The following is a 14,421-nucleotide window of genomic DNA, read 5'->3' on the forward strand; positions in this document are numbered from 1 at the left end:
CTCATGCCTTCCCGGTGAACAGCGCGCGGCCCCACCAGTCGTTCTTGTCCCGCACTCCGGGCGGGATCGCGAAGACCGCCGAACCCACGTGCTGGATGTACTCGTTGAGCGCGTCCGAGGCCGCGAGGGAGCGCTGCACCGGGATGAAGCCCTTGCGGACGTCGCGCTGGTAGGCCAGGAAGAACAGGCCCGCGTCCAGGCGGCCCAGGCCGTCGGTGCCGTCGGTGAAGGAGTAGCCGCGGCGCAGGATCGTCGCGCCGCCGTTGCTCCTCGGGTGCGCGAGCCGCACGTGCGCGTCCGGCTTCATCGCCCGCAGGAACGGTTCGTCGCGCTCCTTGGCCTTGCCGACGGCGGCGCCCTCGCCCTTGTCGCGGCCGAAGATGTCCTCCTGCTCCTGGAGCGAGGTGCGGTCCCAGGTCTCGATGTGCATGCGGATGCGGCGGGCGACCAGGTAGGAGCCGCCGACCATCCAGTCGGGGCCTTCCTTCGCGCCGACCCACACATGCTCGGCGAGGGCCTTCTCGTCCGTGCCGGAGATGTTGCGGGTGCCGTCCTTGAAGCCCATCAGATTGCGGGGCGTCTGGGCCTCGGGAGTCGTCGATGACGTCTTGCCGAAGCCGAGCTGCGACCAGCGGACGGCGACCTTGCCGAAGCCGATGCGGGCCAGGTTGCGGATCGCGTGCACCGCGACCTGCGGGTCGTCGGAGCACGCCTGCACGCACAGGTCGCCGCCGCTGCGGGCCCGGTCCAGGTTGTCGCCGGGGAACTTCGGCAGGTCGACCAGGGCCTCGGGCCGCCTGTCCGTGAGGCCGAACGCCTTGCCGTGCTTCGCGAACAGGGACGGGCCGAAGCCGATCGTGAGGGTCAGCCGTGCGGGTTTGAGGCCCAGGGCCTCGCCGGTGTCGTCCGGCGGCGCCTCGGCGAGCCCGCCGAACGCGCCCTCGCCGACGGCGTGCCCGGCGGTCATCCGCGCGGCCGCCTTCGTCCAGTCCTTCAGGAGCGTGACGAACTCCTCGCGGTCGTCCGTCTTCACGTCGAACGCCGCGAAGTGCAGCCGGTCCTGGACGCCCGTCGCGATGCCCGCCTGGTGCGCGCCGTGGAAGGCGACGGCCGCGCCGGTCGCGCCCGCGGGCACCACGTCGTCGCCGGAGTCCGGGCGCGCCATCGCCACCGCGCCGCCCGCCGCGGCGGCGCCGAGCGCGAGCCCGGCCCCGCCCCAGCCGAGCAGCGCGCGCCGCGACGGGGCGCCGGAATCGGCGGGGTCGGTGGAGGGCGTGCGGGTGGTGTCGGTGGGGTTCGTGTCCTCAGCCATGGCTGTGCCTTCCCGAAGTGCGGCCGCGCCTCACTTGGACTTCTTGACCACAGCGGCCGCCAGCTTCGACAGCGGCTCGGCGAGCGCGTTCACGCTGTCCTGCAGCTCCTTGCGGTCCGCCTTGCCGACCTTGTCGTAGGAGGTGAAGGTGTACGAGTCCGTGCCCGCGCGGTGCTTGTCGAGCAGCTTGTCCAGGGCGGCGAACTGCTTGTCCAGCTCCTTGGCGAGCGCCGGGTCGTTCTCGGAGGCGACGGGCTTCAGGAGCGCGTACGCCTTCTCGGCGCCCTCGACATTGGCCTTGAAGTCGACCAGGTCGGTGTGCGAGTAACGCTCCTCCTCGCCGGTGACCTTGCCGGTGGCGACCTCGTCGAGGAGTTCCTTGGCGCCGTTGGCCATGGAGGACGGCGTGATCTCGGCCTTGCCGACGCGCTTCTGCCAGTCCGTGAGGTCCTTGTCGAGCCGCGTCGCGAGGTCCTTCTCGCGCTGCCCGATCTTCTTGTCCTTCCAGAGCGCGCGCTCCAGACGGTGCCAGCCCGTCCAGTCCTTCTCCAGGTCCTGGCCCTCCTCAAGGCCGTCCGCGCGCACGTCGACCTTCGGGTCGATGTCGCCGAAGGACTCCGCGACCGGCTCGGTGCGCTCCCAGCCGATGCGGGAGGGTGCGTACGCCTTCTTCGCGGCCGCCAGGTCGCCCTTGCGCACGGCGTCGGTGAACACCTTCACCTTGGGCAGCGTCTCGTCGGCCTGCGCCTGGGTGTAGGCGCGGTACTCGGCGACGGCCTTGTCCAGGCGCGGGTCCCGCTTGGCGACCTTCCCGCCGCCGGTGGCCTTCACGTCCTGGCGGATGCCCTTGCCCTTCATGCCGGGCACACAGGCGATGCGGTACGCGCCCGCCTTCACCTCGGCGGTCAGGTTCTGCTTGGTGCCGGGGCCGATGTTCTCGCGCTCCGTGACGATGCGGTCGTCCGGGAACAGGATGTACACCTCGGTGACCTTGGAGCCCTTGTTCTCCACGGCCAGCTCGACATGGCCGGCCGGGAACTCCTTCTTGGACACCTCGCACTTGTCGTCGCTCGCCGTCACCTTGACGGCGTCGTCGCCCGCTTTGCTCTTCTCGGTGCAGCCCGTGACGGCGGCCAGCGCCGCGGCCGTCGTGACAGCGGTGAGGGCGGTGAGACGGGCGCGGCGCATGGGAACTCCAGGGGGATGAACTGGCACGAAGGCACACAGAAGAACTGGCGTGTCGGGCCAGTGAGGTGGGCCTAACTTAACCGACCCTTACTTCGGACTTATCCATGAGGAGGTAAAGCGCAGGTCAAGCGATGGTGCGCAGCGGTGTGACGAGCGGCACCCCGGTCCGCGGGTGCGGGAACACCTCGATGGGCTGCCGGTACACGTCCGAGAGCAGCCCGTCCTCGAAGACGTCGGCGGGCGCCCCGTCGGCCGCGACGACCCCGCCGTCCAGGATCACCGCCCGGTCCGCGTAGGCCGCCGCGAGCCCCAGGTCGTGCAGGACGACCACCACCGCGTCGCCCGCGGCGGCCCGTTCCCGGCAGACCCGAAGGACCAGCTCCTGGTGGCGCAGGTCGAGCGCGGCCGTCGGCTCGTCGAGCAGCAGCAGCGGGGCGCGCTGGGCGAGCACCCGGGCGAGCGCCACCCGCGCCCGCTCGCCGCCGCTGAGCGCGGAGAACGGCCGGGCCGCGAACGCGCCCACCTCGGTCGCCGCCATCGCCGCGCGCACGATCCGGTCGTCGTCGTCCGCGAGGCGCGTCCCGGCCCAGGGCGCCCGGCCCATCCGGACGACGTCCTCGACCGGGAAGGGGAAGGAGAGGGCGGCCGACTGCGGCAGGACGGCCCGGCGCAGGGCGAGTTCGCGCGCGGGCCAGTCCGGGGCGGGGCGGCCGCAGACGGACACGGTGCCCGCGTCGGCGGGCAGGTCGGCGGCGAGCGCGGCGAGGAGGGTGGACTTGCCCGCCCCGTTGGGGCCGACCAGGGCGAGCACCTCGCCCGCGCGGGCCGTCACCGTCACGCCCCGCAGCACCTCGCGGCCGCCGAGCCGCACCCGGAGGTCCGCCGTCCCGGCGAGCACGTCGCCGGGCTCGACGGGTCCGGGCAGGACCCGGTCGCGTACCCCGAAGATCCGCTTGCTCAGTGTCCCGATCATGCCCAGCCCCCTTGCTTGCGGCGGGTCCTGCGCAGCAGCCAGAAGAAGAAGGGGCTGCCGAAGAGCGCGGTGAGCACGCCGAGCGGCAGCTCGGCGGGCGCGGCGACGGTGCGCGCCGCGAGGTCGGCGCCGACGAGGACGACGGCCCCGCCGAGCGCGCTGCCCGGCACCAGGAACCGGTGCCCGGGACCCGCCGCCATCCGCAGCAGATGCGGCACGAGCAGCCCCACGAACGTGATGATCCCCGCCACCGCGACGGCCGCGGCCGTGAGCAGCGCCACCACGAGCACGAGCACCATCCGCAGCCGCTCCACGTCCACGCCCAGGTGGCGCGCGGGCCGCTCCCCGAGGGCGAGCAGGTCCAGCTTGCGGGCGTACAGCGGCGCGACGAGGAGTCCGGCCGCCGCGCACGGCAGGACGGCGAGCACCTTCGGCCAGGTGGCCTGCGCCAGCGAGCCGAGCTGCCAGAACGTGATCTGGGTGACCTGCGCGTTGTCCGCGAAGAAGAGGAACAGGCCGATGAGCGCGCCCGCGAAGGCGTTCACGGCGATGCCGGTGAGGATCAGCGTGACGACTTCCGTACGGCCCCCGTCGCGCGACAGGACGTACACGAGCAGGACCGTCGCGAGTCCGGCGACGAACGCGCAGACGGTGACGGTCCAGTTGCCGAAGAAGCTGAGCCCGAGGGCGATGGAGGCGACCGCGCCGACCGCCGCGCCCGAGGAGATCCCGATGACGCCCGGCTCCGCGAGGGGATTGCCGAACACGCCCTGCATCAGCGCGCCCGCGCATCCCAGGGACGCGCCGACGAGCAGCGCGAGCACCACGCGCGGCAGTCGCACGTTCCACAGCACGCTCTCGCCGACCCGGTCGAGCGCGTGCCCGCCGAGGCCCGTGCGGTGCTGGACGGAGGCGAGCACGTCGCCGAGGGGGATGTCGTACGCGCCGATCCCGGCGGAGAGCAGGGCCAGGAGGACGAGGGCTGCGGCGAGGGCGGTGGTGAGGAGGAAGGGGGCGCCGCGGCGGGCGGGGCGCGGGTCGGGCGCTGCTGCTTCGGCGGCCGGGTCCGGGTCGGTGTCCGTGGGCCCGGTCGGGGTGCGGTCCGGGGCGGTTTTCGGTCCGGTGTCCGAGCCCGCTCCCGGTCGTGCGGCGAGCGTCACTTGGCGTCCTTGTAGAGCTGGTCCACCAGGGACTTGAGGACCTGGTCGGTGCGGGGGCCGTAGTTGAGCAGGACGCCGTCCTCGATGGACACCACCCGGCGGTCCATGCCCGCGGGCGTCTCGGCCACGCCGGGGATCTTCACCAGGCCGTCGAGTCCGCCCACGGAGTCGAGCCCCTTCGACATCACGAGGATCGCGTCCGGCGCGGCCTTGGCCAGGGCCTCGCTGGTGATGGCGGTGAAGTCCTTCTTCAGCCCCGACGCCTTGCCCGCGTCGACCGCGCCCGCCGCCTCCAGGAGCGAGCCCGCGCCGGACTCGCGCCCGCCGAGCAGATAGACGGAGGCCGATCCGCGCAGGTAGAGGAAGGCGACCCGGGGCTTCTCGGACTGCTTGGGCACGGTCGCGCGGACCTTCGCGATCCGGTCCTCGGTACGGGACTTGAGTGCGGCGCCCGCCCTGCCGACGCCGAGGGCCCGTGCCACGGCCTCGATGCGCGGGCCCACGTCGGCGAGGCTCTTGGCCGGTTCGAGGACGACGAGGGGGATGCCCGCCGAGCGGATCTGGTCGATGGCCTCGGCCGGGCCGGTCGTGGTGTCGGCGAGGACGACCGTCGGCTTCAGGGACAGCACGCTCTCCGCCGAGACGTCGTGGGCGCGCGTCACCACGGGCAGCTTCTCGGCCTGGTCGAAGGTGGCGGTGATGTCGCGTGCCACCACGTTCTCGCCGAGCCCGAGCGTGAACACGATCTCGTTCAGGCTGCCGGTCAGCGGCACGATCCGGCTGGTGTCCTCGACGGTGACCCGCTTGCCGTCGGCGGACTTCACGGTCGCGGGCAGCTTCGGCGCCGCCTTGGCCGCGAGCGGCTCGACGCGGTCGGCCGGCGCGGCCTTCGCCCGCGGTCCGCCGCCGTCCCCGGTGCCGCCGCCGTCGCCGGACGAGCCGCACCCGGCGAGGGTGAGCGCGAGCGCGGCGACCGCCGCGCTGACGAGGCCGCCGATACGGAGTGAGCGCGGCTTGCGCACCGAAGTCCACCGTCCTGTCGTGCTGTTGGGGTCTCAGGCCGTCGCGGTGTCCCGAACGGCCGGGGTGGCTGTGGCGTGGGGTTCCGCGCCACGATGATCGTAGTTTAGGTTAGCCTTACCTTAATGAACAGACCTGGAGGGGTCCGATGCCGTCGCCCAGACAGCCGCGCACGCGCCGCGGCGCACGCGTAGGAGCCGTGGCCGTCCTGGCCGCGCTTCTGGGAGCGCTGCTCCCGATGACCGCCGCGCACGCGAAACCGCGCACCGTGCAGGGCGGCAGGCTCGACTGGGGCATCAAGTCCTCCTTCCAGAGCTATGTCACCGGCCCCATCGCCAAGGGCAGTTGGAACCTCCAGGGCGGCGCGGCCACGGTCGGCGGCAGCCAGTTCCGCTTCCACTCGGCCAAGGGCTCCTACGACCCCGACACCGGCGCGTTCACCGCCGCGTTCTCCGGGGGAGTGCACTTCACCGGGCACAAGAAGGGCGGCTCGTACGCCCTCGACCTGACGATCAGCCGCCCCACGGTCAAGGTCTCCGGCGGCTCCGGCACGCTCTACGCCGACATGGTCAGCAAGGAGAAGGGCACCGGCAAGGTCACCTCGACCGCCCAGGTGCCGCTGGCCCGGCTGAACGTCTCGGGCATCAACATGTTGGGCGGCACGGGCCCCGTCGCCCTCACCAACCTCCCCGCCACGCTCACCTCGCAGGGCGCGAAGGCCTTCGCCGGGTACTACACGGCGGGCACCCGGCTCGACCCGGTGAGCCTGTCGACGGACCTGGTCGCGGGCTCCGGCGGCGCCGGCAAGCCCGGCGGGTCCGACGGCGGGCCGTCGAAGAAGCCCGACAAGAAGAAGTCCGGGGCCGACGCGAAGAAGGACAGGGCCGCCGGGCGCATCGAGGACGCCGCCGTCGACTGGGGCGTGCGCCGCACCTTCCGCGAGTACGTCTCCGGGACCATCGCCAAGGGCAAGTGGACGCTGTCGTCCGGTGCCGAGGACGGCGGCGCGCTGTTCCGCTTCCCCCGGGGCAAGGGCTCGTACGACGAGAAGAAGCGCACCCTGGCCGCGGACTTCGCCGGTGCCGTCCGCTTCACCGGCAAGCACGGGCTCGACATCCGGCTGAGCGAGGTCGCCGTCGGCGTGGAGGGCGGCCGGGGCACGCTGTACGCCGACGTCGACGGCGGGAAGTTCCGCAAGGAGAAGGCCCCGCTCGTCACCTTCGCGGCCGCCGGACTGAAGGACCTCAAGCCGCGCGACGGCCTCATCGCCGTCACCGAGGCCCCCGCGAAGCTCACCGCCGACGGTGCCAAGGCGTTCGGCTCGATGTACAGGCCGGGCACCGCCATGGACCCCGTCTCGCTGGCCGTCGCCGTCGACGACAAGGCGCAACTGCCCGCGCTGCCGGACCTCGGCTCCGAACCCGCCCCGAAGAAGGCCGCGTCCGACGGGAAGCCGAAGACGTCCGCGAAGCCGGAGTCCGCCGCTGACTCGGCCGACTCCGACGACTCCGGCGGCTCGTCGAAGGCGCTCCCCCTCACGCTCGCCGCGGTCGCGGCGCTGCTCGTCGCTGCGGCCTTCGCGTTCCGCTTCGAACGCCGCCGCAGGGCGGCACGGACGGCGTCCGCCGGGGGTGACGGGGGCGACGCCTCCGCGGGCCCCGGGGGACCGACCGCCTGAACGGCATCCCGCCGCCCCGCCCGCGTATCCGCTTCCCCGTCCCCACTCATCCCCCCAACTCCCCACCCCCACCCCCCCCACGCCCTGTTCCCCCCATCCCTCTCCCTCCCCTCCCTTTCCCGAGGAGCACACAGACCATGGCAGTCACCCGTCGCCCCATAGCCCGTGCGGCCGCCGTCGCGACGGCCGTCGCCCTGGGCACCGCCGCGCTGGCCCTGCCCGCCGTCGCCGCCGACGCGCCGTCGGACGCCGCGTCCGGCACGCCCCGCGCGGCCGCCGAGCCGAAGGCGCCGACGGCCTTCACGATCACGGACGGCACCCTGGACTGGGGCTTGAAGGAGTCCTTCCGGAAGTACGTCACGGGCATGGCGCACGGCAAGATCACGGCCACCGGCGGTGCCAAGCAGGCGCCGGACAACGGGGTGTTCACCTTCACCGGCGGCAAGGGCACGTACGAACTGGCGGACCACGCGCTGAAGGCCGGGTTCAAGGGCGCTGTGCGCTTCACCTCGACGCAGCACAAGTTCGACATCAGCATCGCGGACGTCAAGGTGCACACCAAGGGCAAGACGGGGGCGATCCAGGCCGACGTCACGCTCAACGGCGCCAAGCAGAACGACATCGACCTCGCGACCCTCGACCTCAGCGAGGTCCGCCCCGGGCAGGGCCAGGGCGGCGCGATGACGTTCAAGGACATCCCGACGGCGCTCACCGCCAAGGGCGCCAAGGCGTTCAACGGCATGTACCAGGCGGGCCAGGCGCTCGACCCGGCCACGCTCACGGTGAAGACCGGCGGCCCCGCCCCGCAGCCGAGCCCCACGCCGACGAAGCCGACCTCGAAGCCCAAGCCCACGCCCACGAAGCCGACCTCGAAGCCGTCGCCCGGCACCGGCGGTCAGGCGGGCGGCAAGGTCGTCGGCGGCAAGCTGTCCTGGGGCCTGAAGGAGTCCTTCCGCCGCTACATCTCCACGGGCGGCAGCGTGCAGACGTCCGGCGGCGCGAAGAAGACCTCGTCCGGGTACGCCTTCCCGCACAGCAAGGCCTCCTGGAACGCCGGGGCCAAGAAGATCGACGCGTCCTTCGGCGGCAGCGTGCGGTTCCTGTACAAGGGCCACGGCATCGACATGAAGTTCAGCGACTTCAAGGTCAAGGCGCGCGGCAAGACCGGCACGCTGACCGTGGACGTGAAGGCCCAGGGCCGCACCAGCAACGACGTGAAGTTCGCGACCCTCGACCTCGCCCGTGCCTCCTACAAGGCGAAGAATGACGTCGTCCTGCTCAGCAAGGTGCCCACGCGGCTCACGGCGGCGGGCGCCAAGCAGTTCGAGAGCGAGGCGGCCGGATCGCCGTACAAGAAGGGCGAGAAGCTCGACCCGATGACGGTCGCGCTCACCCTGTCCGCCGGCGCCGACATCCCCGCTCCCGCGGGCGGCGCCGGTGACTCCGGATCGGGCGCCGACAGCGCGGCCGCCGGGGGCGGTTCGGCCGGCGGTGGCGGCAGCGTGGGCGGCGGTTCGGTCGGCGGCTCGGTCGGCGACGACGGGTCGCTCGCCGCTACGGGGTCCGGTGCGCCGTCGGGTGCGCTGCTCGGCGCCGCGGGCGCGGTGGTCGTGGCCGGGGCCGGGGTCGTGTACGCGGCGCGGCGGCGGCACGACTTCCACCCGGGCCGCCACGCGTGAGCGACGCGCTGGGCGGGGCCGCGGTCGGCGGCGCGGGCCCGAGGGGCTGAACCGGCCGCACGGACCGTACCGAACGCATCGGCCCAACTGACGGCGGGCACCCGGCGCTTGGCGCGCCGGGTGCCCGCCGTCGGGCGTGTGTACGGATGTGGGGCACGTGATGCTTCAATGCCCGGGTGAACGCAGCGAACGAACATGACACGCGCGACCCGCACGGCGCGCCGGACGGGCCGGGCGCACGGGATGCGGTGAGCGCGTGGGGCGGGCCGGACACACGGGACACGGCGGGCGTGCCCGACGTGCACCACGGCATCGACGTCCTGCGGGTCTTCTGCGCCCCGGACGGCCGGTACGGCAACGAGCTGGGCGTCGTACGGGACGGCTCGCGGGTGCCCGAGCGGGCGGACCGGCAGGCGCTCGCCGCCAAACTCGGCTTCAGCGAGACGGTGTTCGTCGACGACCCCGAGCGCGGGGCCGTCGACATCTACACGCCCTCGACGCGGCTGCCGTTCGCCGGCTACCCGTGCGTCGGTGCGGCCTGGCTGCTCGACGTGCCCGAGCTGGTCACCGTCGCCGCGGTCGTCGAGGCCCATCAGGACGGGGAGTTCAGCTGGATCGTGGCGCGGGCCGACTGGGCGCAGGAGCGGACGCTGCGGCGGTACGCGTCGGCGGCGGAGGTGGAGGCGCTTCCGGTGCCGCCGGAGGGGGAGTGGATCTACGCCTGGGCGTGGGAGGACGAGGCCGCCGGGCGGGTGCGGGCGCGGGGGTTTCCCGGCCGTGGGGACGGGATCGTCGAGGACGAGGCGACGGGGGCGGCGGCCCTCGCGCTCACCCAGGAGCTCGGCCGGGCCCTGAACATCACCCAGGGCCGCGGCTCCCAACTCCTCACGGCCCCGGGCCCCGACGGCTTCATCGAACTGGGCGGCCGGGTGACGTTCCCCCGGCCGCCCGGTCTCACGCTGTCCTGAGGGCGGCGCGGCTCAGGCCGACAGCGGGAACTCGGCCCCGAGCTCCCGGAAGACCGCCGTGTTCAGGGCGAACGCCCGCTTGCACTCGTCCACGATGCGCTGCTTCTCCAGCTCGTCCGGCACGACCACGTCGAGGCCGTCGAGCAGTTCGCGGTAACTCCGCTTGAAGGCGGCGGGGTTGGCGATGCCCTCGAAGACGTAGAACCGGACGCCGTCGCCCTTGCGGTCGAAGCCCCAGGTCTTCTCGGCCTTGCCGCGGATGATCTGTCCGCCGGACAGGTCTCCCAGATAGCGGGTGTAGTGGTGGGCGACATAGCCGCCCGGCCAGGTGCGCGCGCACTCCTCGACCCGGGCCGCGTACGCCGCCGTGGCGGGCAGGGCCGTGAGGCCCGCGCGCCAGTCGGCGCCCCGCAGATGCGCGAGGTCCCGCTCCAGCTCGGCCACCCGGGCCAGCTCGGGCCGTATGAACGGTCCTGCCACCGGGTCGTCGCCGAGGGCCGCCGCGCCGTCCTCCAGCGCGCGGTACACGAACCACAGCTGTTCCGTGTACCGCGCGTACGCGCTCACGTCGAGGCGGCCGCCGAGCAGGTCGCTCATGAACGTCGACGACTCCGCCTCGGTGTGCTGTTCGTGGGACGCGGTGCGGATGAGCGTCGAGAACGTGGGGGGCTGAGTGATCGCCGTGTCCATGGGACCTCCGGAGCCGAAGAAGGGCGGGAAAGCGGTGTGGCCAGGACCGATCATCCAAGGTTAGGCTTACCTAAGTCAACTGGTTCCCGACATCCTGTCGGTAAAAACGCTACCCCGTTCCCCGTCGGGGATGCGTAAACGATCAAAAAGGGCCGCCCCGGGCGGCCCAGGACGAACCTGGTCCGGCCGGGGCGGCCCCGGTTTCGGGCCTCGGCCCGCGGTCACGGCAGCGTGAGGATCTCCGCGCCGGTCTCCGTCACCACCAGCGTGTGCTCGAACTGCGCCGTCCGCCTGCGGTCCTTGGTCACCACGGTCCAGCCGTCGTCCCACATGTCGTACTCGTGCGTGCCGAGCGTCAGCATCGGCTCGATCGTGAACGTCATGCCGGGCTGGATGACCGTCGTCGCGTGCGGGCTGTCGTAGTGCGGGACGATCAGGCCGGAGTGGAACGACGAGTTGATGCCGTGGCCGGTGAAGTCGCGCACCACGCCGTAGCCGAAGCGCTTGGCGTACGACTCGATGACCCGGCCGATGATGTTGATCTGGCGGCCGGGCTTGACGGCCTTGATGGCGCGGTTCAGGGACTCCCGGGTGCGCTCGACGAGCAGCCGCGACTCCTCGTCCACGTCGCCGACGAGGTACGTCGCGTTGTTGTCGCCGTGCACGCCGCCGATGTACGCCGTCACGTCCAGGTTGATGATGTCGCCGTCCTTCAGGACGGTGGAGTCGGGGATGCCGTGGCAGATGACCTCGTTGACCGAGCTGCACAGCGACTTCGGGAAGCCGCGGTAGCCCAGCGTCGAGGGGTACGCGCCGTGGTCGCACATGTACGCGTGCGCGATGCGGTCCAGCTCGTCGGTGGTCACCCCCGGCGCGATGGCCTTCGCGGCCTCCGCCATCGCGCGCGCGGCGATGCGGCCCGCGGTCCGCATCAGCTCGACGGTCTCCGGGGTCTGCACCTCCGGTCCGGTGTACGGGGTCGGCGCGGGCTTGCCGACGTACTCCGGGCGCCTGATGTTTCCGGGCACGGGGCGGGCGGGAGAGAGCTCCCCTGGTACGAGCAGTGACTGGCCAGACATGTCAGCGAGTCTAACGAGCGCCCGTGGGGCAGCATGGCGGGAGAGAGAGGAGCCGGACATGGCCCTGTTCAAGAAGCGGACCGTCGGCAAGCCGGGCGAGTGGTTCTACTGCCTGGAGCACCAGAAGGTCGAGGAGGGGCCGGAGTGTCCCGGTAAGGACCGCTTCGGTCCTTACGGCTCCCGGGAGGAGGCCACCCGGGCGATGCAGACCGCCTCGGAGCGGAATCTTGAGTGGGACACCGATCCGCGGTGGCACGATTCCGCTGCGCGGGGCGAGGAGGACTGAGGGGCGGTTCTTTGTCTGCGGCTCGGTGGGGCGTGTTCCTGTCCCGCCGCTTCGCGGCGGATCTCTCCCACCCGCCCACCCGTTCACCCTCGACCGGACAGTGAACGTCTCCCGCGGGGGTTCCCCACCGTCGGCGGCTGCGGGCTAAATTCCCCCTCCCGCTGCCGCTGCCACTGCCACGGGCCGCGCTGGCCTCAACCGCTGTGGGCAATCGTGCCGCAGGGCGGCACGGGTGGGCACAGCACCCGGCCGACGGTGCCGACTGTGTTGGCGTGCGCCACGTCCCCGGCCGGGGGGCCGGAACGCCTAGGGCGCCCCGACCGGCCTAGGCGGCTGCCGCGGCCTCCCGGCGGCGCCGGGCGTCGGGGTCCGTCGACGCGTCGTACCGCAGGAGGGACGGCATCGCCGCGGCCAGGGCGCCCACCGCGCCGACGCAGACCAGGCCGCCGGACCAGATGGCGGGGCGCGTCCCGGACCAGCCCGCCGCCGCGCCCGCGCGGACCTGGCCGAGCTGCGGTCCGACGCTGTAGGAGAGGACCTCGATCCCGGCGAGCCGCCCCCGCAGCTCGTCGGGGATCGTCTGGTTCCAGATGGTGGACCGGGCGAGTCCGCTCAGCATGTCGCCCGCCCCGGCGAGAGCCAGACAGCACAGCACAAGCCAGACATTGCCGAGCACCCCGGCCAGCGTGATGGCGAGCCCCCACCCCGCCGCCCCGCACACCACGAGCACCCCGTGCCGCCGCACCCGCGACGTCCACCCGCTGGTGAGGCTGAGGACGAGCGACCCCACGGCCCCGGCGGCGTACATCAGCCCGAGCGACCACTCGGCGTCCAGGTCGTCCGCCAGGAACGGGAAGATCGTGTTCGGGAAGGCGAACAGCATCGCCACCCCGTCGATGGCGTACGTACCGAGCAGCACGGGCCGCGACCACGCGTACCGCGCCCCCTCCGCGAGCCCCCGCAGCGACGGCTTCCGCGCCCCGTGTGTGGCGGGCGCGGGCGAGAGCCGGGTGCACAGGACCACGGACACGGCGAACCCGACGACGGTGACGGCGTACGCGCTGGCGTGCCCGGCGTAGGCGACGACGACACCCGCGAGCGCGGGACCGGCGATCGCGCCGACGTTCCAGCGCAGCGAGTTCAGCGCGGCGGCGGCCGTGAGCTGGTCGTGCGGCACGATCCTGGCCATCAGCGAGTCGAGGGCGGGCCGCTGGAGCCCGGCGAGACCGGAGACACCGGCCGCGACCACGTACAGCGGCCACAGCATCGGCTCGGGCAGCAGCGCGTTCACGAACAGCACGAGCGCCAGCAGGCCGAGCGCCGCCTCGGTCAGCAGGATCACCTTGCGCCGGTCCACCGCGTCGGCGAGCGCCCCGCCGTACAGGCCGCAGACGATGAGCGGAATCAGCTCGACGGCGCCCATCGCGCCCACGGCGAGCGGCGAGTCGGTGAGGTGCTTGATCTGGAGCGGCAGGGCGATCATCGCCATGAAGCTGCCGAAGTAGGTGACCAGACCCTGCACCCAGAGCAGCCGGAAGTCGCGGGTGGAGTGCCAGGGGGAGAGGTCGGGCAGGATCGCGGCGAAACGTTTCACAAGGGGTCATGTTCAGCGGCGGGGGACGTGCGGCGCAATTGAATTGTCCCGGCCGGGCCCGCCCAGGGCTGAGCGGGGGCCCCGGGCCGAGCCCGGCCGAGTCCCGGCCGCGGCCCGCCCAGCCGCCCTCACCACCGCGCGGGCGGTGGCGCCGTCAGCTGGTCCGCCAGGCGCGAGAGCCGGTCGCGGACCCGGCGCCGACCCCGCGGCGCGGGCAGGCTGTTCTCGCCCGCCGCCGCGCTCACCAGATGCTGGACCGTGTCCAGGTCGAGGCCCGCCTCGTCGGGCAGCGTCAGCGACTCGTGGGCGAGCGCCCCCAGATCGCCGTCGCGCTCCCCGAGCGCGAACACCGTGGCGCCCGCCCGCCGCGCGTCGTGCACCCGCGAGAGCAGCCCCGCCGGGGGCGCCGTGGGCGCCACCACGAGCAGCGTCTCCCCGCGCCGCGCCGCCTCGATCCGGCCGAGGCCCACCGAGAGCTGCGCGGGCGCGTCCGGGCGCGGCCGGTGCCGCACGAGCGTGGGCGTCAGCTCCGGCGTGCCCGACCAGGCGGCCTCGTCCACGAGGTGTGCGGCCAGATGCCACGGCTCGTACTCCCGCGTGCCCACGAGCAGCAGGCCGCCGCCGTGCGGCACGACACTGGCGCGCAGCGCGCCCGCGAAGCGGCGGGTGGCGCCCGGCCATTCGGTCCCGGCGAGAACTTCGCGCAGCAGCGCGACGCGTACGGCGTCCATGGGGGCGCATACTGCCTCAACGGGAGATTCGTCAGCGGGAGTTCACCGCGAATTCCCCCACGT

At 73.0% G+C, this 14,421-nt stretch carries 13 protein-coding genes; 4 read left to right on the forward strand and 9 right to left on the reverse strand.

Annotated elements, in window-relative coordinates; translation table 11 throughout:
* Nucleotide 1 precedes the first annotated feature (1 nt).
* From efeB to ACZ6AA_RS32815, 5 genes are all read right to left on the reverse strand, one after another.
* Nucleotides 2-1,312 (reverse strand): iron uptake transporter deferrochelatase/peroxidase subunit, encoded by a 1,311-nt coding sequence (gene efeB / locus ACZ6AA_RS32795; RefSeq protein ID WP_471462084.1) that lies wholly within the window; start codon nucleotides 1,310-1,312, stop codon nucleotides 2-4.
* A 30-nt stretch (nucleotides 1,313-1,342) separates the two neighbouring features.
* Nucleotides 1,343-2,500 carry an iron uptake system protein EfeO gene (gene efeO / locus ACZ6AA_RS32800; RefSeq protein ID WP_468449388.1) on the reverse strand — a complete coding sequence of 386 codons (1,158 nt, stop codon included), beginning with the start codon at nucleotides 2,498-2,500 and terminating at the stop codon, nucleotides 1,343-1,345.
* A 124-nt stretch (nucleotides 2,501-2,624) separates the two neighbouring features.
* A complete protein-coding gene (locus ACZ6AA_RS32805) occupies nucleotides 2,625-3,473 on the reverse strand; it encodes a heme ABC transporter ATP-binding protein (protein WP_468480973.1) in 849 nt (282 codons plus the stop codon).
* On the reverse strand, nucleotides 3,470-4,633 hold the full coding sequence (locus ACZ6AA_RS32810) for a FecCD family ABC transporter permease (protein ID WP_468449386.1): 1,164 nt from the start codon (nucleotides 4,631-4,633) through the stop codon (nucleotides 3,470-3,472). The genes ACZ6AA_RS32805 and ACZ6AA_RS32810 overlap by 4 nt, the downstream gene beginning before the upstream one ends.
* Nucleotides 4,630-5,655, reverse strand: a complete 1,026-nt coding sequence (locus tag ACZ6AA_RS32815; RefSeq protein ID WP_471462086.1) for a heme/hemin ABC transporter substrate-binding protein — start codon at nucleotides 5,653-5,655, stop codon at nucleotides 4,630-4,632. The genes ACZ6AA_RS32810 and ACZ6AA_RS32815 overlap by 4 nt, the downstream gene beginning before the upstream one ends.
* A 146-nt stretch (nucleotides 5,656-5,801) precedes the next feature.
* On the opposite strand from ACZ6AA_RS32815, the gene ACZ6AA_RS32820 reads away from it, so the two are divergent.
* The 3 genes from ACZ6AA_RS32820 to ACZ6AA_RS32830 all read left to right on the forward strand — a co-directional run bounded on the left by ACZ6AA_RS32820 (nucleotide 5,802) and on the right by ACZ6AA_RS32830 (nucleotide 9,978).
* Nucleotides 5,802-7,331 carry an HtaA domain-containing protein gene (locus tag ACZ6AA_RS32820; RefSeq protein ID WP_471462088.1) on the forward strand — a complete coding sequence of 510 codons (1,530 nt, stop codon included), beginning with the start codon at nucleotides 5,802-5,804 and terminating at the stop codon, nucleotides 7,329-7,331.
* A 137-nt stretch (nucleotides 7,332-7,468) separates the two neighbouring features.
* Complete coding sequence (locus tag ACZ6AA_RS32825; protein ID WP_471462090.1) at nucleotides 7,469-9,010, forward strand: HtaA domain-containing protein; 1,542 nt, start codon at nucleotides 7,469-7,471, stop codon at nucleotides 9,008-9,010.
* 311 nt (nucleotides 9,011-9,321) lie between these two features.
* Complete coding sequence (locus ACZ6AA_RS32830) at nucleotides 9,322-9,978, forward strand: PhzF family phenazine biosynthesis protein (protein ID WP_468450137.1); 657 nt, start codon at nucleotides 9,322-9,324, stop codon at nucleotides 9,976-9,978.
* A gap of 12 nt (nucleotides 9,979-9,990) precedes the next feature.
* Here the strand turns inward: ACZ6AA_RS32830 and ACZ6AA_RS32835 are convergent, their stop codons facing one another.
* Entirely contained in the window at nucleotides 9,991-10,668 is a 678-nt protein-coding gene (locus ACZ6AA_RS32835) for a biliverdin-producing heme oxygenase (protein ID WP_468996008.1), read from the reverse strand.
* A 221-nt stretch (nucleotides 10,669-10,889) separates the two neighbouring features.
* Nucleotides 10,890-11,747, reverse strand: coding sequence for a type I methionyl aminopeptidase (map, locus tag ACZ6AA_RS32840; protein WP_468480977.1), 858 nt, complete (start codon nucleotides 11,745-11,747; stop codon nucleotides 10,890-10,892).
* A gap of 58 nt (nucleotides 11,748-11,805) precedes the next feature.
* On the opposite strand from map, the gene ACZ6AA_RS32845 reads away from it, so the two are divergent.
* Entirely contained in the window at nucleotides 11,806-12,033 is a 228-nt protein-coding gene (locus tag ACZ6AA_RS32845; RefSeq protein ID WP_468480978.1) for a hypothetical protein, read from the forward strand.
* A gap of 325 nt (nucleotides 12,034-12,358) precedes the next feature.
* Here the strand turns inward: ACZ6AA_RS32845 and ACZ6AA_RS32850 are convergent, their stop codons facing one another.
* Both ACZ6AA_RS32850 and ACZ6AA_RS32855 read right to left on the reverse strand, forming a co-directional pair.
* Entirely contained in the window at nucleotides 12,359-13,627 is a 1,269-nt protein-coding gene (locus tag ACZ6AA_RS32850) for an MFS transporter (protein ID WP_468449379.1), read from the reverse strand.
* 128 nt (nucleotides 13,628-13,755) lie between these two features.
* On the reverse strand, nucleotides 13,756-14,358 hold the full coding sequence (locus tag ACZ6AA_RS32855) for a hypothetical protein (RefSeq protein WP_468449378.1): 603 nt from the start codon (nucleotides 14,356-14,358) through the stop codon (nucleotides 13,756-13,758).
* Between the last annotated feature and the right edge of the window lie 63 nt (nucleotides 14,359-14,421).

This window comes from Streptomyces sp. NPDC040610, assembly GCF_055594065.1.